The 25,540-nt window shown below is 48.8% G+C and carries 38 protein-coding genes; 35 read left to right on the top strand and 3 right to left on the bottom strand.

What is annotated here, in order from left to right:
* Nucleotides 1–138: 138 nt before the first annotated feature.
* From AC0YNX_RS09535 to AC0YNX_RS09525, 3 genes are all read left to right on the top strand, one after another.
* Nucleotides 139–603 carry an HIT family protein gene (locus AC0YNX_RS09535; RefSeq protein ID WP_475815455.1) on the top strand — a complete coding sequence of 155 codons (465 nt, stop codon included), beginning with the start codon at nt 139–141 and terminating at the stop codon, nt 601–603.
* A 54-nt stretch (nt 604–657) separates the two neighbouring features.
* Nucleotides 658–1,095, top strand: a complete 438-nt coding sequence (locus tag AC0YNX_RS09530; protein ID WP_475815454.1) for a hypothetical protein — start codon at nt 658–660, stop codon at nt 1,093–1,095.
* A 113-nt stretch (nt 1,096–1,208) separates the two neighbouring features.
* Entirely contained in the window at nt 1,209–2,090 is an 882-nt protein-coding gene (locus AC0YNX_RS09525; protein WP_475815453.1) for a TolB family protein, read from the top strand.
* Nucleotides 2,091–2,160: 70 nt separating this feature from the next.
* Here the strand turns inward: AC0YNX_RS09525 and AC0YNX_RS09520 are convergent, their stop codons facing one another.
* Entirely contained in the window at nt 2,161–2,565 is a 405-nt protein-coding gene (locus AC0YNX_RS09520; RefSeq protein WP_475815452.1) for a VOC family protein, read from the bottom strand.
* 110 nt (nt 2,566–2,675) lie between these two features.
* On the opposite strand from AC0YNX_RS09520, the gene AC0YNX_RS09515 reads away from it, so the two are divergent.
* From AC0YNX_RS09515 to AC0YNX_RS09375, 29 genes are all read left to right on the top strand, one after another.
* On the top strand, nt 2,676–3,692 hold the full coding sequence (locus AC0YNX_RS09515) for a Gfo/Idh/MocA family protein (RefSeq protein ID WP_475815451.1): 1,017 nt from the start codon (nt 2,676–2,678) through the stop codon (nt 3,690–3,692).
* Nucleotides 3,693–3,818: 126 nt separating this feature from the next.
* Nucleotides 3,819–4,868, top strand: coding sequence for an S-layer homology domain-containing protein (locus tag AC0YNX_RS09510; RefSeq protein WP_475815450.1), 1,050 nt, complete (start codon nt 3,819–3,821; stop codon nt 4,866–4,868).
* A 110-nt stretch (nt 4,869–4,978) separates the two neighbouring features.
* Nucleotides 4,979–5,695 carry a ferritin-like domain-containing protein gene (locus AC0YNX_RS09505; protein WP_475815449.1) on the top strand — a complete coding sequence of 239 codons (717 nt, stop codon included), beginning with the start codon at nt 4,979–4,981 and terminating at the stop codon, nt 5,693–5,695.
* Between the two features lie 46 nt (nt 5,696–5,741).
* A complete protein-coding gene (locus AC0YNX_RS09500) occupies nt 5,742–6,380 on the top strand; it encodes a GDSL-type esterase/lipase family protein (protein ID WP_475815448.1) in 639 nt (212 codons plus the stop codon).
* 156 nt (nt 6,381–6,536) lie between these two features.
* A complete protein-coding gene (locus tag AC0YNX_RS09495; RefSeq protein ID WP_475815447.1) occupies nt 6,537–7,172 on the top strand; it encodes a pyridoxamine 5'-phosphate oxidase family protein in 636 nt (211 codons plus the stop codon).
* A gap of 38 nt (nt 7,173–7,210) precedes the next feature.
* Complete coding sequence (locus AC0YNX_RS09490; RefSeq protein WP_475815446.1) at nt 7,211–7,573, top strand: hypothetical protein; 363 nt, start codon at nt 7,211–7,213, stop codon at nt 7,571–7,573.
* Complete coding sequence (locus AC0YNX_RS09485) at nt 7,548–8,789, top strand: Cof-type HAD-IIB family hydrolase (protein ID WP_475815445.1); 1,242 nt, start codon at nt 7,548–7,550, stop codon at nt 8,787–8,789. Before AC0YNX_RS09490 ends, AC0YNX_RS09485 begins: the two co-directional genes overlap by 26 nt.
* 42 nt (nt 8,790–8,831) lie before the next feature.
* Complete coding sequence (locus AC0YNX_RS09480; RefSeq protein WP_475815444.1) at nt 8,832–9,515, top strand: hypothetical protein; 684 nt, start codon at nt 8,832–8,834, stop codon at nt 9,513–9,515.
* The gene (locus tag AC0YNX_RS09475) at nt 9,499–9,927 is read left to right on the top strand and encodes a GNAT family N-acetyltransferase (protein WP_475815443.1); all 429 of its coding nucleotides are present in this window, start codon (nt 9,499–9,501) and stop codon (nt 9,925–9,927) included. The genes AC0YNX_RS09480 and AC0YNX_RS09475 overlap by 17 nt, the downstream gene beginning before the upstream one ends.
* A 25-nt stretch (nt 9,928–9,952) precedes the next feature.
* Nucleotides 9,953–10,288 carry a hypothetical protein gene (locus AC0YNX_RS09470; RefSeq protein WP_475815442.1) on the top strand — a complete coding sequence of 112 codons (336 nt, stop codon included), beginning with the start codon at nt 9,953–9,955 and terminating at the stop codon, nt 10,286–10,288.
* 23 nt (nt 10,289–10,311) lie between these two features.
* Nucleotides 10,312–10,728 carry a hypothetical protein gene (locus tag AC0YNX_RS09465; protein WP_475815441.1) on the top strand — a complete coding sequence of 139 codons (417 nt, stop codon included), beginning with the start codon at nt 10,312–10,314 and terminating at the stop codon, nt 10,726–10,728.
* Nucleotides 10,729–10,802: 74 nt separating this feature from the next.
* A complete protein-coding gene (locus tag AC0YNX_RS09460; protein WP_475815440.1) occupies nt 10,803–11,606 on the top strand; it encodes an inositol monophosphatase family protein in 804 nt (267 codons plus the stop codon).
* A gap of 39 nt (nt 11,607–11,645) precedes the next feature.
* On the top strand, nt 11,646–11,945 hold the full coding sequence (locus tag AC0YNX_RS09455; protein ID WP_475815439.1) for a hypothetical protein: 300 nt from the start codon (nt 11,646–11,648) through the stop codon (nt 11,943–11,945).
* A 3-nt stretch (nt 11,946–11,948) separates the two neighbouring features.
* A complete protein-coding gene (locus AC0YNX_RS09450) occupies nt 11,949–12,404 on the top strand; it encodes a GNAT family N-acetyltransferase (RefSeq protein WP_475815438.1) in 456 nt (151 codons plus the stop codon).
* Nucleotides 12,405–12,407: 3 nt separating this feature from the next.
* Nucleotides 12,408–12,794 carry a hypothetical protein gene (locus AC0YNX_RS09445; RefSeq protein WP_475815437.1) on the top strand — a complete coding sequence of 129 codons (387 nt, stop codon included), beginning with the start codon at nt 12,408–12,410 and terminating at the stop codon, nt 12,792–12,794.
* A gap of 25 nt (nt 12,795–12,819) precedes the next feature.
* Entirely contained in the window at nt 12,820–13,362 is a 543-nt protein-coding gene (locus AC0YNX_RS09440; RefSeq protein ID WP_475815436.1) for a GNAT family N-acetyltransferase, read from the top strand.
* A 29-nt stretch (nt 13,363–13,391) separates the two neighbouring features.
* A complete protein-coding gene (locus AC0YNX_RS09435; RefSeq protein ID WP_475815435.1) occupies nt 13,392–14,000 on the top strand; it encodes an FMN-binding negative transcriptional regulator in 609 nt (202 codons plus the stop codon).
* Nucleotides 13,997–14,422 carry an HIT family protein gene (locus AC0YNX_RS09430; protein ID WP_475815434.1) on the top strand — a complete coding sequence of 142 codons (426 nt, stop codon included), beginning with the start codon at nt 13,997–13,999 and terminating at the stop codon, nt 14,420–14,422. The genes AC0YNX_RS09435 and AC0YNX_RS09430 overlap by 4 nt, the downstream gene beginning before the upstream one ends.
* Nucleotides 14,423–14,435: 13 nt before the next feature.
* Nucleotides 14,436–14,969, top strand: a complete 534-nt coding sequence (locus AC0YNX_RS09425) for a DNA topology modulation protein (protein WP_475815433.1) — start codon at nt 14,436–14,438, stop codon at nt 14,967–14,969.
* Entirely contained in the window at nt 14,932–15,486 is a 555-nt protein-coding gene (locus AC0YNX_RS09420; protein ID WP_475815432.1) for an NUDIX hydrolase, read from the top strand. Before AC0YNX_RS09425 ends, AC0YNX_RS09420 begins: the two co-directional genes overlap by 38 nt.
* Nucleotides 15,487–15,557: 71 nt before the next feature.
* Nucleotides 15,558–15,818 carry a DNA-binding protein gene (locus tag AC0YNX_RS09415; protein ID WP_475815431.1) on the top strand — a complete coding sequence of 87 codons (261 nt, stop codon included), beginning with the start codon at nt 15,558–15,560 and terminating at the stop codon, nt 15,816–15,818.
* Nucleotides 15,819–15,846: 28 nt separating this feature from the next.
* Entirely contained in the window at nt 15,847–16,272 is a 426-nt protein-coding gene (gene fosB / locus AC0YNX_RS09410; RefSeq protein ID WP_475815430.1) for a metallothiol transferase FosB, read from the top strand.
* A 24-nt stretch (nt 16,273–16,296) separates the two neighbouring features.
* Nucleotides 16,297–16,842 carry a GrpB family protein gene (locus AC0YNX_RS09405; RefSeq protein WP_475815429.1) on the top strand — a complete coding sequence of 182 codons (546 nt, stop codon included), beginning with the start codon at nt 16,297–16,299 and terminating at the stop codon, nt 16,840–16,842.
* Nucleotides 16,843–16,864: 22 nt separating this feature from the next.
* Nucleotides 16,865–17,326 (top strand): GNAT family N-acetyltransferase, encoded by a 462-nt coding sequence (locus AC0YNX_RS09400; RefSeq protein ID WP_475815428.1) that lies wholly within the window; start codon nt 16,865–16,867, stop codon nt 17,324–17,326.
* Nucleotides 17,327–17,343: 17 nt separating this feature from the next.
* Nucleotides 17,344–17,862 carry a GNAT family N-acetyltransferase gene (locus AC0YNX_RS09395; RefSeq protein WP_475815427.1) on the top strand — a complete coding sequence of 173 codons (519 nt, stop codon included), beginning with the start codon at nt 17,344–17,346 and terminating at the stop codon, nt 17,860–17,862.
* A 20-nt stretch (nt 17,863–17,882) separates the two neighbouring features.
* Nucleotides 17,883–18,320 carry an N-acetyltransferase family protein gene (locus AC0YNX_RS09390; RefSeq protein ID WP_475815426.1) on the top strand — a complete coding sequence of 146 codons (438 nt, stop codon included), beginning with the start codon at nt 17,883–17,885 and terminating at the stop codon, nt 18,318–18,320.
* Between the two features lie 12 nt (nt 18,321–18,332).
* A complete protein-coding gene (locus tag AC0YNX_RS09385) occupies nt 18,333–19,004 on the top strand; it encodes an HAD family hydrolase (protein WP_475815425.1) in 672 nt (223 codons plus the stop codon).
* A 43-nt stretch (nt 19,005–19,047) separates the two neighbouring features.
* Nucleotides 19,048–19,521 carry a GNAT family N-acetyltransferase gene (locus tag AC0YNX_RS09380; protein ID WP_475815424.1) on the top strand — a complete coding sequence of 158 codons (474 nt, stop codon included), beginning with the start codon at nt 19,048–19,050 and terminating at the stop codon, nt 19,519–19,521.
* 83 nt (nt 19,522–19,604) lie between these two features.
* The gene (locus AC0YNX_RS09375) at nt 19,605–20,876 is read left to right on the top strand and encodes an MFS transporter (RefSeq protein WP_475815423.1); all 1,272 of its coding nucleotides are present in this window, start codon (nt 19,605–19,607) and stop codon (nt 20,874–20,876) included.
* A gap of 560 nt (nt 20,877–21,436) precedes the next feature.
* Here AC0YNX_RS09375 and AC0YNX_RS09370 read toward each other — a convergent pair.
* Nucleotides 21,437–21,895 carry a hypothetical protein gene (locus AC0YNX_RS09370; protein ID WP_475815422.1) on the bottom strand — a complete coding sequence of 153 codons (459 nt, stop codon included), beginning with the start codon at nt 21,893–21,895 and terminating at the stop codon, nt 21,437–21,439.
* A gap of 82 nt (nt 21,896–21,977) precedes the next feature.
* Nucleotides 21,978–22,490, bottom strand: a complete 513-nt coding sequence (locus AC0YNX_RS09365; protein WP_475815421.1) for a hypothetical protein — start codon at nt 22,488–22,490, stop codon at nt 21,978–21,980.
* A 371-nt stretch (nt 22,491–22,861) separates the two neighbouring features.
* On the opposite strand from AC0YNX_RS09365, the gene AC0YNX_RS09360 reads away from it, so the two are divergent.
* From AC0YNX_RS09360 to selD, 3 genes are all read left to right on the top strand, one after another.
* On the top strand, nt 22,862–23,704 hold the full coding sequence (locus tag AC0YNX_RS09360; protein WP_475815420.1) for a phytanoyl-CoA dioxygenase family protein: 843 nt from the start codon (nt 22,862–22,864) through the stop codon (nt 23,702–23,704).
* 103 nt (nt 23,705–23,807) lie between these two features.
* Nucleotides 23,808–24,356, top strand: coding sequence for a Rieske 2Fe-2S domain-containing protein (locus AC0YNX_RS09355; protein WP_475815419.1), 549 nt, complete (start codon nt 23,808–23,810; stop codon nt 24,354–24,356).
* A gap of 142 nt (nt 24,357–24,498) precedes the next feature.
* Nucleotides 24,499–25,539: a selenide, water dikinase SelD gene (selD, locus tag AC0YNX_RS09350; RefSeq protein ID WP_475816212.1), complete on the top strand. Its 1,041-nt coding sequence runs from the start codon at nt 24,499–24,501 to the stop codon at nt 25,537–25,539.
* The last annotated feature ends 1 nt before the right edge of the window (nt 25,540 follow it).

The raw sequence follows: 25,540 nt of genomic DNA, 5'->3' as shown, positions 1-25,540 counted from the left end.
TTTACACTAACGTGCAGCATAGTTGAATCCTCCCAAAGTAGTCACTTAAATCCATTATGTACGCTCTATTAATCCATTCAGAATTTAGTTTTTAGTGGTACATTTATTTTGAATGAATGATTAGAAATGAGGGATACAGTGGACGAGGGATGGAAAAGAGATCGTTTTGGTGCAATAGAACGTGGAGAAAACCTAATGGTTTTAGCGAAAATGAAAAGTGGCTTTGCAGTGATTGGTGATACTCAGTTTCTGCCTGGTTACTGTGTTCTACTAGCGTATCCAAAGGTTAATTCGCTCAACGAGCTATCAATTATACAACGTAAGGAATATCTATTGGATATGAGTTTTATCGGTGACGCTATTCAATCGGTATGTAGCCCCAGACGTGTGAACTACTCCATTTACGGAAACTCGGAAGCTTTTCTGCATGCTCATATATTTCCTCGATATGAATGGGAACCAGAAGATAAAAAACCATATCCAGTTTGGCAGTATGGGGATTTATGGAATTGGAAGGAGTTACAGTATTCCGACGAAAAACATGCAAAGCTTCGGGGGCAAATTACGGAAAAGCTTGAGGAGATATTAAAAGAAGCCTACTGAGCTATTCCTCTGTTTTTAAGGATGTATCTGCTGTTTAAGGAAGGGGGGTTCAATGTGCCCAAAAGGATTTCTGATGAAGAAGCCCGAGATTTAGGAATCGAAACGTTGCATCAACGAATGGACAATGGTGAACGACGATTCCGATTGATAAGCTCGGACGGAACATCTTATATAAGAACGGAAGCACCAAACGTAGGTGGATGGCAAAACAGTCATTTTCATAAAGAGCTTACTGAATTATATGTGATTCAGAGCGGTTGGCTGGTATATGCCGAATTGACTTCTGAGGGTGAGCTTTCTTTGAGAATGATTAAACATGGGGGCTCCATATTGGTAAACCCGTTCATCCATCACAACATATATATGTCTGCATGTACTGTAACTCATGTAATTAAATATGGAAGCAGTATGACTCAATCAGACTGGTTTCCGTCTTCTAAGTTAGACAAGCTAACCAAGCACATAGCTGAATCGGAACTGCTGAAGCTATAAGGTAGAAAAAGATATACCTATCGGTCAACTTGTGCTTACAATAAAAGAGTACAAGAATAGCAGAATAGGCTACGTGCATGAAAGCCACAATTTAAAACCGAGGTGAATGTAGGATGAAGCGGTTAGAAGAACCCCGTAAAGAAGTAGGCAGAAACGTAACGAGTATTCTGGAAACCGTTGATGTGCGGAGCGGCGAGCGCAGCATCTTGGCCGAGTTCGATTATCTGATCGAAGCGCCTAATTGGACTGGCGACGGCAATTATCTCATCTATAACAGCTTGGGACATCTGTATTCATATGACCTCGGTACAGGGGAAAGCGCGATGATCGAATCGGGTTTCGCCACTCAATGTAATAACGACCACGTACTTTCACCCGATAACTCGCACGTCGCCGTCAGCCATCATACTTACGAGGACGGGCAGTCTCGCATTTATATTTTCCCTTTGCTAGGTGGCAGACCGGTGCTGGTTACGCCAATGGCTCCAAGTTATTTGCACGGATGGTCGCCGGACGGAACTACGCTATCTTATTGCGCAGAGCGGAATGGTGAATACGATATTTATACCATTCCTGTAGACGGAGGTATCGAAACGCAGTTAACGCATACCGCTGGACTGAATGATGGGCCTGAATATTCACCGGACGGCAAACACATTTGGTTCAATTCTGTTCGCACGGGTCTTATGCAGGTATGGCGCATGAATGCCGATGGCAGCGAGCAGATTCAGATGACATTCGATGAAAGCAACAACTGGTTTCCGCATATCTCTCCTGATGGAGAAAATGTAGCTTATATTACATACCGCAAAGGCGATGTCGCTCCCGGTGACCATCCTCCCAACAAGGAAGTTGAAATTCGCATCATGCCTAGCTCAGGCGGCGAATTCCGTACGCTTGTTAAGTTGTTCGGCGGACAGGGAACCATTAACGTCAATTCGTGGTCTCCCGACAGCAGTCGATTGGCATTCGTTAGCTACAGATTGAAGGAGTAATCTTACGCAGTATATCAGTTTATACGGGTAACAAAAACGCCGGTGACCATAAGCGGTAACCGGCGTTTCTCTATTTGCGCTTCGGCATTTTGCTCTCATCCATGTACAGCAGATTCCAGCGGTGACCATCCAGGTCGGCGAATCCTGCGCCGTACATCCAACCGTCAATTTCATTCGGCTTGCCAAAGATGCTTCCTCCGGCAAACTCTACTTTTTGAATATAGGCATCGACTTCTTCTCTGCTCCCAGCACCAATGGAGAATATGACTTCTGCGTTATGGGAAGTATCTGTAATCTTTGAACCTGTAAATTTCTCAAACGCCGCAACTGGGAACAGCAGAATCGTTGTTTGGCCAATGGCAAGCTTGGCTCTCTCGTTACCAAAGCTCACTGCATGGAATCCAATCTCATTGAAGAAGGCAGTAGACTTCTCAACATCATTAACCGGCAAGTTAATCCAAATATCCTGTGACATGGCTGTAGCCTCCTAGAATATATTTTCAACTACTCCTACTATACTTTACTTCTTGCAGTAGAAGCGAATCATAATGGAATTACAATGTCATGGAGAGAAGAGGGAAGAACATGAAACAGTTTCCAATCGGAATGATCGGTGCCGGAGGGATCGCGATATCCCGGCATTTGCCTAATTTGCAGAAGATCGAAGGAGTCGAATTCGTTGCTGTAGCCAATCGCAGTCTGGAGAGCAGCAGGAAGGTGGCGGAGGCGTTCGGATTCGCCAAAGTGTATGAGAATTGGAAGGAAGTCGTGGATGATCCGGAGGTCCGCATCATCTTTAACTGCACACCGCCTTATATGCACAAGGAAATCAGCTGTTATGCGCTATCCAAGGGCAAGCATGTATTTTGTCAGGCGCGAATGGCTATGAATTTAACTGAGGCCGAGGAGATGCTCGAAGCAGATCGGAATACGAAGCTTACAACTATGCTTTGTCCTCCTCCAACCTATATGGCGGTCGAACCTTTCGTGATGCAATATTTGGCAGATGGACAGCTCGGTGAAGTTCGCCATATCGTCCTGCATCATGCGACGAGCTCGCTGAATGATTCGGATAAGCCTCTGCATTGGCGTCAACGTCATGATTTGCAAGGAATCAATCTGCTGGACGTTGGCATAATGGGCGAGGTGCTGAACCGGTGGTTCGGTCCGCTCAGCCACTTAAGCGCACTCGGCAAAACCTGGGTGACCGAGCGGCCAGCCGACCGTGACGGCAAATCCAAGGTGGATTTGCCTGATTCGGTTACAGTCATAGGGCAGTTTGAGAGAGGAGCAACTCTCACTGCCTTGTTCACCGGTGCTGCCGCGATCGATGCGAGCAGCTTGACGATTCACGGAAGCCGAGGGACGCTACGATGCATACCGGGCGAGCCCTTCGTGTTTGTGAATACGAGTGAGGGAGAGCGCAGAATCGACATACCTGTAGATTTAGTCCAGCAATGGGAAGTTGAGGAGCAATTTCTGCGTGCCGTGGCGGATGGAGAGAAAGGCGTTCCTTCGTTCGAGGAAGGTGTGCGCTATATGAAGTTTACGCAAGCGATCACGGATTCCATGGAGCAGGGGATGCGGCCGATTCAACTTTAAGAGCGGTTGGTTGGATAGCGCGTGAACAAATTTACAATCTCTTAACATCTACACACTGTAACCTTTTTTAACCAAGGCCCGTCCATCTATTTGTATGACCCAAATTAACTGCATGAGGTGGATGGAATGATGAGAAAGAAATACAAGATGGTTACGATGATGGCGACGGCGGCAATGTTGGTTGCTTTCGCGGGGCAAAGCTTCGCAGCGACTTCTGAATTCACGGATTTGGACAATAGTGCGACAAAGGATAAAATCATCTCCCTGCAGCAGCGGGGCTTAGTACAAGGCGTTTCGACCACTCAATTTGCTCCGCATGCGATTATGACGGAAGCGCAAGGCATCCAATTGATCGTTAACGCGCTGAATCTGAACCTGGATTTAGTTCGGTTCGTGAAAGAGCCGAAAGCATCGGATTACTTCCCGAACGCGAAAGACGGCGAATGGTACGCGAATGCACTCATTGTTGCTGCGGTCAACGGGCTCGACTTCCCGAAAGACTTGAGTCCTAATCAACCGCTCACGAGAGAAAGATTCACGTATGAATTGATCCACGCTTTCGAAGCAAACGGCAAGCTGCCTATGATTAAGCCAGCTGCAGTCAAGATTACAGATGAAGACCAAATTAACGTGGAATATTCCGGTGCGATCGTGCGCGCATTGCATTACGGCGTCATTAAACTGGGGGAGGATGGAAACATGAATCCTAAGTTGATCATCACCCGTGCAGAAGCCGTCGAAGAAATCTACAATGCTCTGGAATACTTGAAGGCTCACGCCGCACCTGCAATTGAGGATGCTAAAGTATCCGTCTCGCAAGGCTTGCAATTGATTGCCGACGGGATAGGCGTGAAGCCGTCCCTAATTGAGGAACTCGATCCCAATGCCAACCTGAACCGTGAAACATTTACCGTGCTTCTCGTACAGGCTATGGAGAGCGGGGGCAATCTGCCGATGATCAACCTGGTTCCGGCGGATATCAAGGATGGAGACCAAATTAATGTAGTCAGCTCCGGTGCCATTCAACGAGCGCTCAAATACGGCATCGTGCAACTGGACGAGAATGGTAATTTCAAGCCGCAAGACGAAGTGACGTTGGCGCAAGCGAAAGAAGCGATCAACTCCGCCAACGATTATCTGAAGGCGCATACTGGCAAAAAACCATTGAATGACTGATCTAAGGCTATAATCTGGAATGGAATAACATCCTGTGTAAACACCAACTGAGGCTGCCGGTTCTCCGGCAGCTTCTTCATATTTGAGCAAATTTCTATAGGAGCACGCTCATGGACATTGATTTTTCTAAGTGGAAGAAATATTTTATAGATAATAGCTTAAATCTGAATTCTATTAGCTGGGATGATAGCTACGAGTTATCACTATATGAACGTCAAGTTATTATGAAGTCAATCCAACAGTTTCAATTAGGTGAGAATTCAGAAGGAAAGCACTTAATCAACAGCGCAAAAAGATATGTATCTAGAACGCAAGATCATGATTATTATGACTCACTAGTAGAGTTTATACGAGAAGAACAGCGTCACGCCCGGGATTTAGCAAGATTCATGAGAAAGCAAGAAATTCAGCTTATTCGTAATCACTGGGTTGATCAAGTTTTTAGAAAGCTGCGTAAATGTGCTGGATTGGAATTATCCATTATTGTCTTGATAACCGCTGAGATTATTGCGAAGATTTATTATAAAGCTCTGAAGGACTCTACAAAGTCGCAAACTTTGATCGATTTATGCAATCAGATCTTGCAAGATGAAGAGAAGCATGTTCAGTTTCAATCAGAAACCCTTCATAAACTGGCTCAACATAGAGGTAACATCCATAATCGCATATCAAGAAGAATACATAGAATCCTTCTCGAAGGCACTTTAGTTATTGTATGGCAGCAACATAAGAGCGTTTTTAGCGCAGCGGGAATGAGTCGAAGAAGCTTTTATCAGAGTTGTCGTGAGGAATTTTTGGAGTCAGATCAGATTGTAGTAGGATCATAGAAGTGCTGGCTTTGGTCACAAAATCATCTATCCAGGAGTGATTGCTATGAACGAACCCAAGTTGAATGAGTACCGCATGCTGAACCAGTTCGCCAAGAAAGGGCAAATCTTATTTGTAGGATCATCTCTTATGGAAGGTTTTCCTATTTACGAATTGCAGCTGACGTTGAATCTTGGTCTTGACCGGGTCATCTATAATCGTGGAATTGGCGGTACGACGAGCGCAGATCTGCTGCAATCGATGGACACTTGTATTTTTGACTTGGAGCCAAGCAAGCTCTTCATTAATATTGGCTCGAATGATATCGGTGGCGCTGGGCTGGACGGGTACAGCAAAGAGACCCTGCTTGTGAATTACAATCGCATCATGGATCAGATTAAAGCCCGTTTGCCGCAATGCGAAGTGTTCGTGATGGCCTATTATCCAATCAACGCGCAAGCGGATTTTGGAATCGATAGCAACGATAAGATACCGATGTTTGCCACCCGAACCAACGCCAACATTCTAGAGGCGAACGAAGGAATCGAACAATTAGCCGAAGAGCATGGATTTACATTCATTAACGTGAACGAAGGCTTAACGAACGACGAAGGAGATTTGAAGCCAGAATTCACCGTAGAAGGCATCCATTTATGGCCGAACGCGTACAGCATCATTCTGAATAATTTGAAACGGTATTTGTAAGCGGCAAGATACATAACTTTTAATGAGAAACGGAAGGTTACAACGCATAATCGGCGCTGTAGCCTTCTTGTTATTTCCAGCTTTTTCAGCGACTGCTATAATGAGAGGATATTCTCACGGCTGAACTACTGACTGCTGCACAGATGGAGGACAACGATGATGAAACCATTCTTTAAAGAGATCGTTCATACAGAAGAGGAGCTGCGTTCGATGCTTGGACATCCGAGCGAGCTCGTACGAAGCAAGGTCGTTACAACACTCGATCGGCATTGCAGGGAGTTTATAGCGAAGGCACCTTTAGTCTTTGTCGCAACTAGCGACGCAACGGGGGCATGCGATGTATCTCCGCGCGGCGATGCAGCGGGATTCGTGGCGGTGCTGAGTGAAACACATCTCCTCATTCCGGAACGTCCTGGCAATAAGCGAATGGATACTCTTCGGAATCTACTTGCTAATCCCCGAATCGGACTTATATTTATAATCCCTGGGCTCGAAGAGACGCTGCGCATTAACGGTCGCGCTTGCATTATCAAAGATCAAGAGCTGCTGCAGCCGCTGGAGGCACACGGCAAAACACCTCTTCTTGGAATTGGAGTAGAAATCGAGGAAGGCTACATCCATTGTGCCAAAGCGTTCAAGCGCTCGAAGCTGTGGGAGCCGGCAAGCTGGCCCGATCAGGATACACTTCCGAAGCCGGCGCGCATTCTGGTTGATCATACCAGCAAGCTCGGCAAGACGGAAGAAGAGATAGCAGCCGCACTTCGCGAGAGCTATGAGAAGAGGCTGTATTAAACATTAACATCATTATTCTGAATAAGAGGTGGTTCAGCATGATCTTGGTAGCTGATGGAATCTCGTCCCTCATAGAGGCGCTTGGAGAAAGCATGGTAGACCTGAGCTCTGGCTTGTTTGCCAGCAAAGACGAGCGGAGATACAGGAAGCGGCTGAAGAAGCTGAAGAAAGAACAGGAATGGTTCGATCAGTTCTATGCGAGCAACGAGCATTACAGCTTCGTCATCAAGACGGATGAGGCTATCAAGAAGCTGCTATTTAATAACGAATATGTGCGAGATCTTGAGCTGAACGAATCGGCGCGAACAAGCTTCCGCAAGCTGGTCGCCGAGCTGCATGAGAAATCGCAGACGCCAAATTCAGAGGATGTGAACCATGACAATCTCAGCCCTCGTACTTGACCTGGATGGTACGCTGCTTGATTCGAATAAAGAAGTTTCGGAGCGGACGGAGCAAGCTGTGCTTGCGTGTCATAGGCGCGGTCTCTCGATTATCTATGCGACGGCGCGCCCTCCCCGTGCGGTGAGAGAGCTGCTGTCTGAACGCTTATACGCGATAGGCAATTTCATTTATTACAATGGTGCGTTCGTCTGCAGTCCTTCTGGCGGCGAAGAGCATCATTTTCCTATTGAGAAGCAATTATTCGGTGAGTTCCTGGACCACTGCCTCGAGATTGCGCCAAATGTGGAATTTAGCGTAGAAGTGAAGGATGAATGGTTCTGTCTAGGGGTTGTGGATTACGCAGTCGTCGCGCGAAGGAAGGGTAATCCGATTCGCAAATCGATTGAGGAACTGAAAGAACACCATCCTACCAAAATCCTACTCTCTTCCATTGATGAACCGGCCATAACTTCGCTAGCTTCAAGATTTTCCTCCCGATTAAATATCGTAGTTACTGATGGCGGCAAGCTGGTCCAAATCATGTCTCTGTCTGCCTCGAAGGAAGCGGGAGTCCAGCTTCTGTGCGGGAAGCTCGGGTTTACGATGGCGGATATCATTGTTTTTGGCGACGACTATAATGATCTCGGTCTTCTGCAAGCGGCAGGCTATTCCGTTGCGATGGGAAATGCGCCACGCGATGTGCAGGAAGCAGCGGACGAGGTTACGTTAACGAACGATGAAGATGGTGTGCGTGTCGTACTTGAGCGGATTCTCGCGGACATGCCACAATTGATCCGACAAGCGACTACAGATGAAATAAAGACCATTGTTGATCTGAAAATAAGGATGTTCGAAGAAGCCGGCATCAAGCATTACCTTAAGGCGGATGCACCTGTTGAGATTCACGCGGTCTATGGCGAGATGTATCGAAACCTTCTTGCTATCCACTTCGTCTTGGAAGAAGAAGGAAGAGTTGTCGCGTGTGCAGGTGCGTTCTTGAAGTCGGATATTCCCTACAGCTTCTATGAGCCGGATCGTTACGGATTTATCGGAGACGTCTACGTGATGCCGGAGTACCGAAATCGCGGTTATGCACGGCGACTTACAGAAGAAGCAATTAGCTGGCTTCAAGCAAGCGGCGTGAAGACGATTCGGCTGCTGGCTTCTCCCGCAGGAAGGCATCTCTATGAGACAATGGGCTTCAAAGCGACGCACGAGATGGAACTCAAGCTGTAAGGAAACGGGGACGAAGCTAATACATACAGGAGGCGGATGAGTATGCCTTGGCCAATGGTTCATTTTGGAATTGCGGAGAAATTGTACGATGGACAGCCGTCCCCCAGCTTCCTGCTCGGAAGCATTGCACCGGATGCGATCCATGCGAGGGGACATGTGACCCGTGAGGAGAAAGGCGCGACGCATTTCGTTACGGAAGGACAACTCCCCAATGTCGAACAGTTGAAACAAGCTTGCCTGCATTATCTTGGAGATAATCGGGAGAGTGTACGGGCAGACTTCATACTTGGGTATATCGCGCATGTATACGCTGATATGAGGTGGACGGATACGATCTATGCAAGGTTTGAGCAGGACTTCAACAGGGAGAAGCAGGATCGAAGCATTCGGGATGTCTATAACGAAGAGGTTAGCCAGACGGAATTCGCTCTGCTTCGGACTCAGTCATGGGCGAGTGCAGTACTGCTTGCACTTCGGCAAGCGCTGCCTGATGGTATAGAGCCGCTTGTCTCGGAGCACGAAGTGAGCCACTATCGGGAGTTGAAGCTAGATTGGTTGGGCGAGCCCGATCACGAGCCTAAGATGGAGCCGCTCCATTTCACAACCGAAGCCGTGCTTGCGTTCATCGAACGAACTGCCGAAGAGCTGAAGCTATTGTTTCAAGAATGGGGTATTTCGAAAGACCGTATCGCATCTATAGGAGGACAAGATGAACGAATCTATTAAGACTGTACATAGAGTAGCGACGATTGAAGAATACACACGGTTATGCCGCGCAGTGGGATGGGAAGACTTTATGAATTTTGAAGCGGCAGCAGCGGCACTCAGCCGATCGTTATATGGCGTCGTTGTGCAAATTGGCGATGAAACAATTGGAATGGGCCGCGTCGTTGGGGACGGACATATCTTCTTCTATGTTCAAGATATTGCCGTAAGGCCAGACTATCAAGGGCAGGGGATTGGCAAGCTCATCATGGAATCGATCAGAAGCTACTTGTCCGAGCACGCACCGGAGAAGGCATTCATCGGTTTATTCGCAGCTCAAGGGAAAGAAGACTTCTATAACAAGTACGGCTTTCATAAGCACGATGGCCTAACAGGCATGTTCGGTACGATACATAACCGTGAGATTCGTTAATTTGCGATAAAGGAGCTAGATTGCCGTGAAGCTGGCGCTAATTAAACAAATGGGCTATTTCGCATGCGTATTGGCTTTGCTAATCTGGATGCTGCTCGCTTGGCAAAATCCTTTTTTCGAGGGGATGACGAAGTTTAGTCCTGTTCATTCATTCGTGATGATCGTGCTGCCAGCTTGCTTGTTTGCCATCGGCTTATTGCAATCGCGTATTATTATTCTTATCGCCGCGTTCCTCTGGAGTGTGCCATATGGCGTTGTAATGCTCACGACTTCGAATATCTATCGGCTCGTTGGAGTCATAAGTATCACCTATCTCATCTGTCTGATGCTGTGTCGGTATAGGAGAATGAGATACTGGTAGAGGAGGCAGAGCTAACGTTGCGCATGATATTTAAATTGAAATGGGTGCTCGCATCCCTGCTTGTTTTTCTAATGGTGTATGCCGTCTTCTATGCGTGGATATTAAGCAGCGTGAAAGATACGCTGAGAACGATCTATCTCCACCCTGAGCAAGATAATGAGATGAGAGGCATCTATGTGGCCGAGGAGGTTCTGCCTTACTTCACAAGGCAAGAGAGCTATCCTTCTTCACCTGGCGATAAGATCGAGTTTTCTCTGAGCACAGGTGCTGTAGCGCATTTATTCACAAGCGCAAAAGTATGGATTAATTACACGTATATGGGGTCTGGATCAGGTGTAGACTCGGGCGTGAATTATGGCTCATTCCGTGTTCCTATCCAGTTGACTGTTAAGCTAGGTCACGGCAAGTGGAGAATTGTCGATAAGGTTGAGGCTCCTTAACGAAAATTTACTGCGATAAATGGGTGTATATGGTAAAATATTGCTCAACTCTAATAGGTCCGAGGTGACGCAGCTTGTACGAGACAACCATTCATGCCGCTAGATTGCTTGCAGAGACTGTTATTCGCGAGGCAGGTCAAATATGCAAGGCGAAATTCGATAATTTCGCCGAGCTCCGAACAAAAGATGAGTTTGGCGATATGGTTACGGAAGTAGACTTGATTGCAGAAGAAGTCATTATCCAGCGCATCAGGGAAGCTTTTCCCGAGCACCAAATCCATAGTGAAGAAGCGGGTATCCTCGGTGAGGAGAGCGATTGGCTGTGGATGATTGATCCGTTGGACGGAACGAATAATTTTGCAATTGGACTGCCGGTGTTCTCGACATCCATAACCTTGATCTATAAGCGCGAGCCGGTACTGGGCGTCATCTATGAGCCCTTGACTGATCGGCTATTCGTCTCTGTACGAGGCGAAGGCGCGTTCTGCAATGGACATCGAATCGAGGTTAAGCCCACTGCGAACCTGGCCAGAGGGAATATTGGCTGGATCCAGGGGCATGGCGTACAGAATGATTCTACTGCTGTAGCGCTTAGACAGCATATTGATACGAGCTTTAAGCGAATGCTGCGGCTTTGGGCACCGACCTTGCTCTGGTGTATGCTGGCAAAAGGAAATCTGGATGGCATAGTCCTATACAACTCAGAAGGCGATGATCTGTACTCAGGACTGCTCATGGTGAAGGAAGCGGGCGGTGTCGTTATTGATTTTGACGGCAATCCGTTCACGGGTATGAGTAATGAGCCTTATATCATCGCGTGCCATCCCGATCATAAGGAGCAGCTGCTTAAGATTGTGAGAGCGGGGCTTGGGGCATAGATGAGTCATGATGAGTGGAGCCCGAAAGGAAGGGATTGCTTGAAGATAGTTAGAATGATTCTGTCGATTGTTTCGATTCTGGTCGGTGTGAGCATCGTTACCATATCCAAGCTGGTTGAGGAGTTTACAGTGAAACTAGGATATGCTGCCTTTCAAGCGGCTGCCGCAGGGTCATATACCCCTGATAATTATGCGCTGGATCTATCCTTGAACTATTGGTTCGGAGCGCTGTGCATCATCATCGGAGCGATCTTTGCCTTGCTTGACCCGATTAGGTCCAATTTAGTTAAGATGAAAGAATTGATGAAAGAGTACGATCAACAGAATAAGGATGTGTAAACGATGGGCATTCAACTGGAGAAAGTGTCGGCAGATCATTTGGATTTTGTCTATATGACCGAGCTGCTTGATCGGGATTTATGGGATAGATACCCGGACACGCAGCAGTTCTACCATGCGTTCAATCAAGTGAAATTGGATGTGAGAGCAATCGTGGCCTACGCGGATAATGAGCCGGTAGGCTGCGGGTGTTTTCGGCAAGCCGAAGAGTCCGGCGTCGTCGAGATGAAGCGAATGTTCGTGCTGGAGGAGAATCGCGGAAGGGGTATTGCCCGCGCGATCATGAACGAACTTGAGCAATGGGCGAAGCGCGAAGGCAACCGAAGAGCGATTCTCGAGACAGGCACGGGACAGCCGGAAGCAATCGCTTTGTATACGAAGCTCGGGTACGAGCAGATCGCCAATTACGAGCCGTATATCGGCAGCGAAGATAGTGTCTGTATGGGGAAGGATCTGTAGCATTTGAAAAAAGCCATATTGCTCGCATGCGTAGCGATTGTCGCCTTCTTCGCGGTTATGTTTGTGGTTGATCATGATCATGGCGGCTTTCAAATTACGATTAAGAATAATCTGGATAAGGATTTGAATCACTTATCCATTGATTATCCCGGTGGACCGAAGGTCGTAACGGTGAGAGCCCATTCGACCAAGCGAGTCCACCTTGTCCCAGATGTCCGTGGAGAAGCAAGTATTATGCTTGTTTATGAGACGGGACATGGTAAGCAGCAAGCAGCTATTTTCGGCTATATCGAGCCTGGTTACAAAGGTGAAGCCACCATTAATGTCGATTTATTGAAGGATAATGGCGAGCTCGGCTTAACGGTAAAAGAGAAATTGGACATCTATTAGTAGAATCCACGGAGGTTGATCATCTATGATTCAATATCGCGAGATGACTGCCACAGATGCATCGAAGCTGAGCCAAATCGACCGTTCCGAGCATATCGACCTCATCTACGAGATGCGTAATGGCATGATGACAGAGCGAGAAGTAGAACTTGAGTGTCCAGCTTGGGATCAACAACTAATGACAGAGATGGAGCAGAGGTTTGCCGAGGAATGTGAACGAGGCGGCTTCGCTATTGGTGCGTTCGACGGTGAGCAACTAGCCGGCTTCGGCGTGCTTGCTGCAACATTCATCGGTGAGCTGCGAGATCAGCTGCAAGTGGACCTCATGCATGTGAGCCGGGCCTATCGCCGGCAAGGGATCGGCAGCACAATCTTCAGGCAGATTCGGGAGGAAGCTATCCGAAGAGGGGCGAAGTCGCTCTATATCTCATCGACGGAGACACGCTCGGCTGTGTCTTTTTACCATAGCAGCGGAGCGCGGCTGACTTCCAACCCGGATGAGAAGCTATTGATGAAAGAGCCGCTCGATATTCATATGATCGTAGCAATTGGTAATGGCAATGACTAGATAGAAGCTGCTAAGAGGGGGGAGTAAGCATGTACATTCCAAAACATACGCTTATGGAGGACGAAGCGACATTGTTCGCCCACATGGAGCGATACAGCTTTGCGACGCTCTTCTCAATGAGCGGAGGACATCCGACAGTGACGCATCTACCTCTCATATTGGATCGGGAGAACCGGTGCCTAATTGGGCATTTTGCGAGAGCGAATCGGCAGTGGGTGGATATTAACGGGCAAGAGGTGCTGGCTATCTTCCATGGGCCGCACGCCTACATTTCCTCCTCGTGGTATGAAACGAACCAGTCCGTGCCGACTTGGAACTATACCGCTGTTCATGCATACGGTCAGATCGAGTTCATTGAAGACGAGGCAGAACTGCTGCAATGCTTGAACCAAATGGTCGTAACCTACGAGGAGCCGGGAAGTGAGTACCACATTGACGATTCGAACCGGGGAGTCGTAGACGGACTGATGAAGGGAATCGTCGGGTTCCGTATACGTATGGATCGTGTGGAAGGGAAATGGAAGCTAAGCCAAAATCATTCCAAAGAGCGCCAAGCACTCGTCATCAGCAAGCTGGAGCAATCTTCGAGCTCGAATGCGCAAGAGATCGCACGGTTAATGCGAGGTAATAGCGAATGAGTACGACTTGTTTAGGCTGCAGCATCGCGAACAGTTGGCAGGCATGCGAGGTCGTCTATGAAGATGAATACGTCACATGCGTACTAGACATTGCTCCTCTTAATGAAGGACATACGCTCATTCTCCCCAAGAGGCATTACGCAGAGCTTGTGGAGATGGATCAAGCTGTGCTTTCTGCCATAATGGCGGCATCGGTTCACGTAAGTCATGCGTTGTCGGCCGTTTATAAGCCGGATGGCATCAGCGTCATCCAGAATGGGAGACAATTTAACGATCTCGGACACTATCATATGCATGTATTCCCGAGATATGAAGGCGATGGCTTCGGATGGCTGGAGCCGGAGCAAGATGCGAATCCAGAACCGCCGAATGCAGTGAAAGAGAAGCTGCAGCAAGCAATTCAGGCTCTATTGAAGCCATAGGAGGCGCACGGAATTGAACCGCATTCTTATCATCGGCTCTTCGGGAGCTGGCAAATCCACTCTGGCGCAGCAGCTTGGCCGCGCATGGTCTCTTCCTGTCATTCATCTTGACACCTATTTCTGGAAACCGAATTGGGTGATGCCGCAGGAAGCGGAGTGGGACCAAACCATTGAGCACTTAACGATGCAAGAGCAATGGGTCATTGACGGGAACTATTCACGCACGATGAGTAAGCGGATTGAACGGGCTGACTTGGTTATTTTGCTGGACATGCCAAGATGGCTGTGTATGTACCGGATTTTCAAGCGAAGAATTATGTTCCATAAGAAGACGCGTCCGGATATGAATGAAGGCTGCCAGGAAAAGATCGATTGGGCTTTTGTCAAATGGGTATGGAATTATCCGAAACGAAGCCGCAAGGACACGCTGAGCAAACTGGAGCAAGCAGCTGAGAGCGGTAAGCAAGTCATTATTCTCCAAACAAGAAAACAAGTAAAGGAACTGCTGCATGATCAAATACAATATCGGCTTCATTCGCAGAAATAATCAAATTCTGCTGCTGAACCGGGAAAAGCCATCGTGGATGGGTGCTTGGAACGGAGTCGGCGGCAAGCTGGAAGAAGGGGAAATGGCGCGGGATTCGATTATGCGCGAGATTCTCGAGGAAACGGGTATTAAGGCTAGCGATATACGCGTGAAGTTCAAAGGGCTTGTGACGTGGCAGGTCGATGAGGATTATTTTGGCGGGATGTATTTATATACAGCTGAAGTAGACGCAGACTATCCATATGCAACTCCGGTGAAGACGGATGAAGGCATCCTCGATTGGAAAGATATCGCTTGGATTATGCATCCGGATAATGTCGGGGTTGCGACGCATTTGCCCCAATATATGCCTTATATGCTTGAGCATCAAGCCTGTTACAACCATTACTGTGTATTTAAGGAAGGCGTTCTCAACAGTGTTACGTCCTACCCCATACCGGAAGAGGTCGAATGGGACCGGCAGCTGCTGTTGGAGGAGCTTGAACTATTCAGAATAGGCGGGACGGTGCAGCAATGAAATCATTTTCATATAGCAATCTATTGTGTGCCATTATTATTGCAGCTTCAATACTTGGAGGCTGTTATCTATTGAAAGACAACCGTCACGCAGGCGATGCGAGCCAGTACGGACCGCTGATGAATCTTGCCGAGACGGCGGAATATATGCATCTCACCGTAGATGAGATTAACACGATAATTACACTCGAAGACACAATTCTAGAGTCGAATGGCAGTTATTCCGGCAAAATGTTCCCTTACTTCAAGATCAGTAATGAAATCTATGTAAGCCGGGACGAGCTAGACGCTTGGATTAAAGAAACGGCAACGCAGCGCAAGCAATATCAATAACGAATGCGAAAGAGGAGCAGATCGTACAATGAAGCTTACAAAGTTAAATCACCTCTGCTTCTCGGTATCTAATTTGCAGCAGTCAATTACCTTCTATGAGCAAGTATTCGGGGCGAAGCTGCTTGTCGTTGGCAGGTCGCTGGCTTATTTCGACTTGGGCGGGCTTTGGGTCGCGCTCAACGAGGAGAAGGATATACCTCGAAACGAGATTCACCAGTCTTACACGCATATGGCGTTTACGATTGCGGAGTCGGAGTTCGATGCTTGGCTGCATAAGTTAGAGGAACACGGTGTGAATATCCTAACCGGGCGGGAGCGCGCGGCGGCGGACCGGCAGTCGATTTATTTTACCGATCCAGATGGACATAAGTTTGAGCTGCATACAGGCAATCTTCAGGACCGGCTTGCGTATTACCGTGAGACCAAACCTCATATGACTTTCTACGATGAATAAACAAACAGAGGAGCTTGATCGACGTTGGCTGATCCGATAATTGTAGCGCCTTACGACCCGAACTGGGTAATGGAGTTCCAGACGATCGCTGCGCGGATGCGCGAGTCGCTTGGCGAGCTTGCAACGCGAATCGATCATATCGGTTCGACTGCTATACCCGGAATTGCAGCCAAGCCTGTAATTGATATTCAAATTTCGGTCCGCGCGTTAGAGCCGGTAATCGACTATCAGCAGCCGCTGGAATCTCTCGGATATGTATATAGAGCGGATAATGGAGAACGGACAAAACGGTATTTTCGCGAGGGAGAGGGCATGCGAAGAACCCATATTCATGTAAGAGAGGAAGGGAGCTTCGGTCAGCAGTTTGCGCTGTTATTCCGCGATTATGTGCGAGCGATGCCGAATGAGGCGAAGCTGTATGAAGAGGCCAAAATCCGCCTAATGGCGCTGTATCGGGAGGAACGGCAGCGGTATGTAGACGAGAAAGAGCCCTATATTTGGGAAATTATGCGAAGAGCAAGCAGCTGGAGCCAAGAGATTGGCTGGCGACCAGGTATTTCGGATATGTAGAAGCTACAAGGGGGTACTCAATGTGATATTAATAGAGTCCTTGCATAATCAGCCTCGTGAGTTCATCGAACGTGCGATCCACTATATTTGGTCCCAGTGGGGAACGGAGCAGAATCTGGCGTTCTATCGGGATTGCATCGAGCATTCGCTTGCAGCTGAGGTGGATTTGCCTGAATTTTATGTGGCTGTTGAGGACGATCGATTCGTTGGTATATGTGCTCTGCTTCGCAATGATCTCATAAGCCGGCAAGACTTATGTCCGTGGCTCGCTTGTCTATTCGTAGAGCCTGCTTATCGTGGACAAGAACTTGGGAGCCGGTTAATGGAGCATGCCGAGAAAGCAGCGACGACTAAAGGATATGGAGCGATCTACCTGAGCACGACGCTAAGCGGATACTATGAACGTTACGGCTGGGAATGCGATGGGATTGGCTACTATATGGATGGCAGCGAGACAAAAATCTACAAGAAGCACTTGGTATGACGCGAGGAGGTTAAGCGATGAAGATAGAGATCAGGCTGATTACACCAGATGAGGTGGAGGCTTATTGGGGGCTTCGGCTGCAGGCTCTGCAGGACAGTCCAGAAGCATTCGGTTCGACTTACGAGGATTCGGTCGGAACGCCGATTGAGACCGTGCGGGGCCGTATCCAAGTTAAAGAAGATCACTTCATTCTCGGTGCCTATACAGAGGAAGACGAGCTTGTCGGCATGGTAGGGTTCCGCCGGGAAGACGGGACGAAAGTGAGGCACAAGGGCTTCATCTGGGGGATGTTCGTGAGTCCGAAAGCAAGGCAGCAAAGGGTAGGTAGAAAATTGCTTGAACGACTGTTGGAGCGAGTCCAGGGAGTCAATGATCTCGATCAAGTTACGCTTATGGTTGTCACCAGCAACGAGCAAGCCCGCAAGCTGTACTTGTCACTTGGATTTGAAGTGTACGGTTTGGAGCGTCATGCTCTGAAGTATAAAGGCGTCTATCACGATGAAGAGCTCATGGTGTACTGGTTGAATCGGTCATAACCAAGAAAGGGGCATGCAGAATGGTGGATGTTCGAGCTTACCAGGAGTCGGATTTGGAAGGGCTGGCAGCTTTAATGGCTGAGCTTGGTTCACCTGCTTCGAATGAAGATATGCGTCTGCGAATGGATCGCATCTCGGCAAGTCCCAACTATTATACCTTCGTTGCCAGCCTTGACGGTGCGATTGTCGGCATGATCGGCTTACGAATCCAGCACAGTTATGTGAGCAATGATCTGAAGACGCAGGTTTCCTCGCTCGCCGTGCAGTCAGGCTTACAAGGGAAAGGCATCGGCAAGGCACTTCTGGCACATGCGGAGGATTGGGCGAAGCAGCAGGGATCTAATTTTGTCTATATCAACAGCGGCATTAAAGAAGAACGTACAGATGCGCATGCCTTCTATAAGAAGCGCGGCTATGCGATAACAGGCTACAGGTTTGCGAAGAAGCTGAATAACTAAGGGGGAAATGAGATGGAGCAGCTGAAGGCGGTTATTTTTGATTTGGATAATACACTGCTTGATCGGACACATACTTTTTCACGGTTCACGCAAGCTTTCGTTAATCAGTATTTCAGCCATGTAGAGCATGTTCAGCCCTTGTACGACCGCATTATTATGCTGGATGAGGACGGTTACAAGGACAAACGCAAGCTGTTCATTGAGCTGCTCGAAGAGATGCCTTGGGACGAGCTGAAGGAGAAACCTGCTCATAACGAGTTAATGAGCTACTATGAGGAGAACTATGTAAGCAATTCGGTGCTCATGCATGAAGCAGACGAGGTTATCGCTCATGCGCGTTCGAAGTATAAGGTCGGCCTCATCACCAATGGGCGGACGTTGATTCAATACGGGAAGATCGATCAACTTGGGATTCGCGATCGATTCGACTTTATCATCGTCTCTGAGGAAGCAGGCGTGAAGAAGCCGGACCCGCATATCTTCGAGCTCGCCATTAGCAAGCTGGGGCTGCGTGCGGAGGAATGTCTCTATATCGGCGATCATCCGGTCAATGATATCGAAGGTGCTTCGAAAGCAGGTATGGCTACGATCTGGATCAAAGTGAATCAGCCTTGGCGGGATGAGCTTGAGGCGAAGCCGATGCATACCATTGAGCAGCTGAATGAGCTTCTTCGACTGATTTAGCGGTAGCTTTCCGGCGACATTATGAAAGGCGTGGTAAGAAAGCATGGCGATTATGATCAGGCAGCTGCTCAAGGATGAACCGCTGCCTTATGAGCTGCTCCTGCTGGCAGATCCCGAGCGGCAAGCCATTGAAGCATACATAGAGCGAAGCGCTTGTATGGTAGCAGAAGCCGACGATGGAGAGACTGTCGGTGTTTATGTGCTGCTGGCTACGGGGCCTAAGACGGTTGAGATTATGAATATCGCCGTCCGAGAGGACAAGCAGGGTGTCGGGCTGGGAAGACTCCTGCTTGAGCATGCGATTAGGAGCAGCAAGGAACAGGGGTACAGTCAGCTTGAGATCGGAACGGGCAATTCCAGTCTTGGTCAGCTCGGGCTGTATCAGAAATGCGGGTTCCGCATCGTAGGTATTGAGACGGACTACTTCGTGAAGCATTATTCAGAGCCGATTATCGAGAATGGAATTCCTTGTCGGGATATGATTCGGTTACGGATGGAGCTTACATCGCTCAGGTGAGGGATATGGTCCCATCCATTGATTGAAATGATGGCATGAATTATGATAGTAGTCACACTCTCAGCTAGAGGAAAGGCAATCGTATGTGGAACTACACAGCAAGCTTAGTACGGGATTTATCACCAGGGGTCAAAAGATTCATCGCAACAGAAAGCTTATTCGGTATCGGAGCGGGGATATTCAGTCTTATTCTGAATCTGCATCTGCTCGCGCTCGGCTTCTCGGAAGGAGTTATCGGCCAGATTACATCGCTTGGCGCGCTCACTGTCGGATTGACAAGCCTTCCTGCCGGCTTGCTCGTCAAGCGTGTCGGTCGCAAGCAGATGCTCGTATTCGGCATCATGCTGTCTTGTATCTCGCTCGTCGTGTTCGGCTTCGGTACAAGCCGAGTCGAGGTAACCGTCGCACAGCTGATATGGTCACTTGGCGTAACCGCTATCGTAAATTCAGAAATTCAATTGATTTTCCAATATTGCCGTACGAAGAAAGAAGAGACAAGCGCTTATTCGCTGCTCTTCGCTATCTTCACTCTATTCACCGGAGTCGGTACGATGCTCGGCGGTTTCCTGCCGGACTGGCTTGGAGGGTCAACGACTATATACCAGAATGCCTTCTTCGTTGCGGCAGGCTGCTTCGCCTTAATGGCACTGCTGCGCGGATTGCTTCTTCCATCGTCAGGTGGCAAGCCTGCTAACGCCGAAGCGAGCGGTCAGCAAGCTGCAACAGGAGCGCGGGAGGAGGAGCAGGAGCAGAGCAAGAAGCGACATGCGTTCTACTTCTTGCTCATGCTGTCGCTGCTGAACTTCAGCAACGGTTTTACATACGGACTCGTTAGTCCGTTTCTGAACGTCATCTTGAAGTTCCGCTTTGATATGAACGACGGCTCCATCTCGTCGCTGCTTGCGCTCTCCGGCTTATTCTTCTTCATCGGCTCGATCATTGTCCCTTATTTCGTGGATCGTTGGGGAAGCCGCCGGACGTTTATGGTTACATTCGTTTGCAATATTGTCCTTGCTTGTCTGATGGCGATAATAATGCCGGTTGCTTCGTTCGCGGTGCTGCTCATGATTAGAGGCACAGGCATTACGATGCTGAACAACCTGATTGATAGCGAGTCGATGTCGGCTGTCTCCGAAGAGGACCGCAATTTGTTCGCCGGAATGCGCACTGTCTCCAGGAGCATCGGCAATACGATTGCATCATACTGGGCCGGGTATATACTGGCAGGCGGACATTATTCGCTGCCGTTCCTACTCACCGCTGCGGCGTTGCTCGTTGGTTTCATCCTGTATATCTGGGTCGTGCAAGGCAAGCTTGATCAGCGGTTGAAGCAGAAGGAGTTAGCGGCATCCTAGCCTAGAGGCTTATTCTCGCAAGAAAGGAAGAAAGCAGTGACCCGAGGGTCACTGCTTTCTTCTGTTTCTTCATGCTGTCGCGTTATTAGCAAGACGACTAGCGGAATTCGCAGCAGTCCGGTCGAAGGATCGACTCATTCGAGCGAGTTCTCGATCGAGATAGGACGGAAGTCTGGAAGTCTCCGAGCTTCCTGGGATTCTAACGGAACCAGGAGGCGTTATTCGGTCGAATTAGTCTCATTTGAAATTCTAACGGACTCAGGAAGCGTTATTTGGCTCCAAAACAGCACTTTATGCTCCATTTTGGCCGAATAGCATCGCTGGGATCCGTTAAAGCGGGAACAGAGCTAATATCGCGCGAATAAGGTTTATACGATCCGTTAGCGTTGGCTGGTAGAGTAGGCACAGCCGGTGCTAGCTAAATTGAGTACGAGTTGGTTCGAGCCTCGCGCGCAATAATGGAGCATACGCTGGAGGATGGAATATCTAGATGTGGGGCTGTCATTCTCCATACAATATCTGTACTGCATCTATTATTTTGGATTGTCGCTGGTCTCTTCCTAGATCGCGATCTGCTTCAACTCGGGATACTCATCCAAGTATCCGGATTGCTTCAGCTCCTGCAGAGCGAGAATGACTCGATTCTCTTCTTCGCTGGATTGATCGGACAACGCGAGCAGCTCTTCCAGACTTGCGCTCGGATTTGTTTTGCAGTACGTGAGTAGTCCTTTAGCCGCCCAAGAGAGACGGTCATCGTTGAATTCGCCGACGAGATGCTTGAACATTTTGTGCGAGATGAGCTTGTGATCGCTCAGGTCTCGCGTTGCTTTAATGACTTGTTTCACGGACATCCTGCCTTTGCTCGCCATTTCGGACAAGCTGAGCGACATCGAATCCGCTGCAGACGAGCTGAGGACGATATAGATCATTTGCGAATAAATATCGAGATGGGGATTGCTGAAAATTTCACTGGAAACGGTAAAACTGCGAGCCGCAGCACTAGCTGATTCGGTAGCCATTGGTTGATTCTCCCTCCATTAACGGTATCATCCTTATAGAATACGGGAGGGAGGCTCGGATTCAGGGTTTTATGAAGAGTTTCTAACCTTTGCCAATCGCTTTGCGCGCCGCATTGTGTGCGAGCCGGTGCAGCGGGTTGCCCTTCTTATGCTTGCCGATGTACTTGACCTCGACCTGGATGGACGGGAATTTCGCGTTCAGCTGCTCGCATGCGGACAAGTATTCCGCTCTAGCTTCTTCATAATAAGCCTTCGACAAACTTGGCGCCGTCATGAGCTTCATGATGGAATGGCAATCGGAATATACAATGGCGCTCTTAGGTAAAGTCGCTCCCCTGAGCGTTAACTGTTCGAGCAGTTCTGCAAGCAGCTTAACCCCGAATGCAATCGCAAGCATTTCTCCATAATTAGAGCCTCGCTCGTAATCATGTGCCAGCTGACGTCCGCTCACGTACATATTGCGGTTGTACACCAGGCAGCAGCCCGCGCCATGAACCGCTTCCCCGGCAGCACCGGAGTAATCGCTGTAGATGGAGACGACCGCTGAATTAACAAGATGCGCTCGGACAGACGGGGTTTCATAGGCTTGTTTCATATAGGAATTAGTCCGCGTATGTGGCTCTGTTTGTAAAAACACCTATTTTCCTCCTTGGTATTAGGTAAAACTAGCTTAGACCATTATAGAATGAATCAGACTTCTGAAGCGAGCGGCATTAATCATTGCGTTAGAAAATACATGTTCGTTTCTGTGAATACTTGAGCGATAAAGTGAGCTTATCGTCCAAGGTCATAGCCTTGCGACTGCGAACCTTGGAGGCCGAGTGCCATTGGTGCTTTATGGTTCCTTGTTTTTATATTTTTTAATAAACTTAATTAAGTTTGTGAAAAAATAATAGCATTCGTTGAGCAAATGTGTTAGTTTAGGTGTGTAAGATACTTACGATGACGAACCTTGAGGTGATTTAGGTGAATTTGAAAGTTAGTCAAGAAGAATTGGATACACTAACACTTAAACCGGAAACACTTGAGATAGCCGCTAACCTGGTTAAGATTAACGGTTATGTTATTATTGAAAGCGTTCTGCCGAAAGAGAAAGTATCGGAACTGTTCACATCATTCAAGAAAGCGATGGACTGGTTCCTTGAGAAGCACGGTCATGATATTTACCTGAAGAAGAAAGGCTTCAACGAAGGCACGAACCACCTTGGTATCTTCCTTCCGTTCGAAGCTCCGTTCAACGATTCGCTCGTAATCGAGCATCCGTTCGCAATGGCAATCATCGACAAAGTACTTGGTCCTGAATACAGCGTAACACTGTTCTCGTCCAACACTTCGCTGCCAGGCGGACAGAAGACACAGCCGGTTCACGCAGACTACGGCGCTCGCTTCGGCGATCAATGCCAAGTGTCCCTGCCGATCACGGATTTGGTATTCAACATTCCGCTCGTTGACGTACACGATGGCAATGGTCCGATGGAAATTTGGCCAGGCGGCACGCACTTGATGCCGGACAGCTGGTACGGCCCGAATGCGCCGAAGCCGGAAGATCTTGCGCAATACATGCATTCAATGAAAGTGCATATGCCAGCAGGTTCAATCTTGATCCGCGACGTTCGTATGTGGCACAGAGGAACGCCTAACAAGGGTAACGAAATTCGTCCGAATATCGCGCTCATCTACAGCTCCATTGACCGCGACAACCGGGTACAAATTCCGCAAGAGACGTACGACAACATGTCGCCGCGCGCTCAGCGCCTATTCCGTTGGCAGAAGATTGGCTTCCCTGCAATCGAGCCTACGCACGAGTAATATTGTCACAAGAACTACAAAGCTTCGGCTTTGTAGTTCTTTTTATTTTCCAAATTCAGACCTATAATGGAGGCATCTGGCGGTTTATGTGGAGGTGGACAGCTTGAAGGATCGAATGCCGCGGCAGCTGTCGCGTCGTGCTTTTCTAGGGACTACCGGCAAACTCGCTCTAGGTGTTGCTGCTGCATTGACGGGAACAACGGGACTATTCTATTACGGCGCGAAGACGCACAAGAGTGATGCGGAAGCCGAGCAGCGGCCGGGAAATATCGTAGATCTGGGCAGCTATGAGGAGTTAGCGGCTCTAACCGAGATGAAGAAAATGAATTACGAAGCTGAGTATGTGGATGCTTGGTACAAGAAATCGCTTAGAGGGTTCGTCTATGTGACGAAGGATGCTAGCGGGCAAATCCTAATATTGTCACCGGCTTGCTCGCATTTGGGCTGCCCGGTTGAGCCGGCATCCGATGCGCAGCGCGCGAAGACGAAGGGGCTGGTGCTCATCTGCCCATGTCATGGCGCAGAGTTTGGCAAGTTCGGAGAAAACGTAAGTAACGTCGTGAATCGCGGACTAGATACGTTCAAGCCAATCATCGCCGGCGGCCGCGTATATTTCGATGCCATGCAGCCGATTCAACGAAGTGAATCATAATGGAGATTGAGGAGCGCCGGGTTGCATCTTGCATCGCCGGTGCTTTTGTTATTGAAAGCGACCTCATTGCTTCTCCTATGTGTATCGGGTACCATTTATATATTGTCTTTGAGAGGAATGAATGCGAGCGATGACGGACTCAATTCAGGATATTAAATTAACTTCATACTCGAGCAAAGGCGGCTGCGGCTGCAAAATCGGTCCAGCAGACTTGTCGGCCGTTCTTCGGAATTTACCAGCGGCAAAGCCCGATCCGAATCTGCTAGTCGGCCTCGACACAAGCGATGACGCAGGCGTATACAAGTTGACAGACGAGCTGGCGCTTGTGCAGACGCTCGACTTCTTCACGCCGATCGTCGACAATCCGTACGATTTCGGCCAGATAGCGGCGGCGAACGCAATTAGCGATATTTATGCGATGGGCGGCAAGCCTTTGACGGTATTGAATATTGTCGCTTTTCCAATCTCCACCTTGGACAAGCGCGTACTGAGCGAGATTCTGCGCGGTGCAGCAGATAAAGTCGAGGAGGCCGGTGCAACGCTCGTTGGCGGGCACTCGATTGACGATAAAGAACCGAAGTTCGGACTTGCGGTCACCGGACTTGTCCATCCTGATAAAGTGCGGGCGAATGCAGGCGCGAAGCCTGGCGACCGCCTGATTCTGACGAAGCCGATTGGTGTCGGCATTCTGACGACTTCGATCAAGAAGGATCAGCTGACGCCGGAAGAGACGGCGCGTCTGACGAAAGTGATGTCGACGCTCAACAAGACGGCTGCAGAGACGATGGAGCCGTTCGACGTGCATGGCTGCACCGATGTAACGGGCTTTGGCTTAGTCGGCCATGCGCTGGAGATGGCGAAGGGCAGCAAAGTAAGCATACATATTGAGAAGCAGAATGTACCGCTGCTGCCAAGAGTCCGCGAGCTTGCTGAGCTAGGCTTTGTGCCAGGCGGAACGAAGAATAACTTTGCCCATGTGCAAGGTGACGTCACATTCGCTGAGAGTATCGATCAGATCGACCAATATATTCTGTGCGACGCCGTTACTTCAGGCGGACTGCTCATTGCAGTAGCGAGCGAGCAAGCCGAAGCGCTGCTCGAGGCACTTCTAGAGAAGGGCGTCGAAGCAAGCTTGATTGGCGAAGTCACCGATGAACGTCCCGGACATATTTTCGTACAATAAC

This window comes from Paenibacillus sp. J31R98 (assembly GCF_056269245.1).
The sequence above is the reverse complement of the archived record's forward strand: the minus strand, read 5'-3'. Positions and strand labels throughout refer to the sequence as shown.

What these genes read in the sequence shown, in the direction of transcription:
- AC0YNX_RS09500 (WP_475815448.1), top strand. Translation starts at nt 5,742, where the DNA reads ATGAACGAACCCAAGTTGAATGAGTACCGCATGCTGAACCAGTTCGCC.
- AC0YNX_RS09490 (WP_475815446.1), top strand. Translation starts at nt 7,211, where the DNA reads ATGATCTTGGTAGCTGATGGAATCTCGTCCCTCATAGAGGCGCTTGGA.
- AC0YNX_RS09370 (WP_475815422.1), bottom strand. Translation starts at nt 21,895, where the DNA reads ATGGCTACCGAATCAGCTAGTGCTGCGGCTCGCAGTTTTACCGTTTCC.
- AC0YNX_RS09515 (WP_475815451.1), top strand. Translation starts at nt 2,676, where the DNA reads ATGAAACAGTTTCCAATCGGAATGATCGGTGCCGGAGGGATCGCGATA.
- AC0YNX_RS09380 (WP_475815424.1), top strand. Translation starts at nt 19,048, where the DNA reads ATGGCGATTATGATCAGGCAGCTGCTCAAGGATGAACCGCTGCCTTAT.
- AC0YNX_RS09475 (WP_475815443.1), top strand. Translation starts at nt 9,499, where the DNA reads ATGAACGAATCTATTAAGACTGTACATAGAGTAGCGACGATTGAAGAA.
- AC0YNX_RS09395 (WP_475815427.1), top strand. Translation starts at nt 17,344, where the DNA reads ATGAAGATAGAGATCAGGCTGATTACACCAGATGAGGTGGAGGCTTAT.
- AC0YNX_RS09390 (WP_475815426.1), top strand. Translation starts at nt 17,883, where the DNA reads ATGGTGGATGTTCGAGCTTACCAGGAGTCGGATTTGGAAGGGCTGGCA.
- AC0YNX_RS09365 (WP_475815421.1), bottom strand. Translation starts at nt 22,490, where the DNA reads ATGAAACAAGCCTATGAAACCCCGTCTGTCCGAGCGCATCTTGTTAAT.
- AC0YNX_RS09495 (WP_475815447.1), top strand. Translation starts at nt 6,537, where the DNA reads ATGATGAAACCATTCTTTAAAGAGATCGTTCATACAGAAGAGGAGCTG.
- AC0YNX_RS09485 (WP_475815445.1), top strand. Translation starts at nt 7,548, where the DNA reads ATGACAATCTCAGCCCTCGTACTTGACCTGGATGGTACGCTGCTTGAT.
- AC0YNX_RS09435 (WP_475815435.1), top strand. Translation starts at nt 13,392, where the DNA reads ATGTACATTCCAAAACATACGCTTATGGAGGACGAAGCGACATTGTTC.
- fosB (WP_475815430.1), top strand. Translation starts at nt 15,847, where the DNA reads ATGAAGCTTACAAAGTTAAATCACCTCTGCTTCTCGGTATCTAATTTG.
- AC0YNX_RS09450 (WP_475815438.1), top strand. Translation starts at nt 11,949, where the DNA reads ATGGGCATTCAACTGGAGAAAGTGTCGGCAGATCATTTGGATTTTGTC.
- AC0YNX_RS09420 (WP_475815432.1), top strand. Translation starts at nt 14,932, where the DNA reads ATGATCAAATACAATATCGGCTTCATTCGCAGAAATAATCAAATTCTG.
- AC0YNX_RS09480 (WP_475815444.1), top strand. Translation starts at nt 8,832, where the DNA reads ATGCCTTGGCCAATGGTTCATTTTGGAATTGCGGAGAAATTGTACGAT.
- AC0YNX_RS09465 (WP_475815441.1), top strand. Translation starts at nt 10,312, where the DNA reads ATGATATTTAAATTGAAATGGGTGCTCGCATCCCTGCTTGTTTTTCTA.
- AC0YNX_RS09525 (WP_475815453.1), top strand. Translation starts at nt 1,209, where the DNA reads ATGAAGCGGTTAGAAGAACCCCGTAAAGAAGTAGGCAGAAACGTAACG.
- AC0YNX_RS09440 (WP_475815436.1), top strand. Translation starts at nt 12,820, where the DNA reads ATGATTCAATATCGCGAGATGACTGCCACAGATGCATCGAAGCTGAGC.
- AC0YNX_RS09505 (WP_475815449.1), top strand. Translation starts at nt 4,979, where the DNA reads ATGGACATTGATTTTTCTAAGTGGAAGAAATATTTTATAGATAATAGC.
- AC0YNX_RS09430 (WP_475815434.1), top strand. Translation starts at nt 13,997, where the DNA reads ATGAGTACGACTTGTTTAGGCTGCAGCATCGCGAACAGTTGGCAGGCA.
- AC0YNX_RS09520 (WP_475815452.1), bottom strand. Translation starts at nt 2,565, where the DNA reads ATGTCACAGGATATTTGGATTAACTTGCCGGTTAATGATGTTGAGAAG.
- AC0YNX_RS09510 (WP_475815450.1), top strand. Translation starts at nt 3,819, where the DNA reads ATGATGAGAAAGAAATACAAGATGGTTACGATGATGGCGACGGCGGCA.
- AC0YNX_RS09375 (WP_475815423.1), top strand. Translation starts at nt 19,605, where the DNA reads ATGTGGAACTACACAGCAAGCTTAGTACGGGATTTATCACCAGGGGTC.
- AC0YNX_RS09385 (WP_475815425.1), top strand. Translation starts at nt 18,333, where the DNA reads ATGGAGCAGCTGAAGGCGGTTATTTTTGATTTGGATAATACACTGCTT.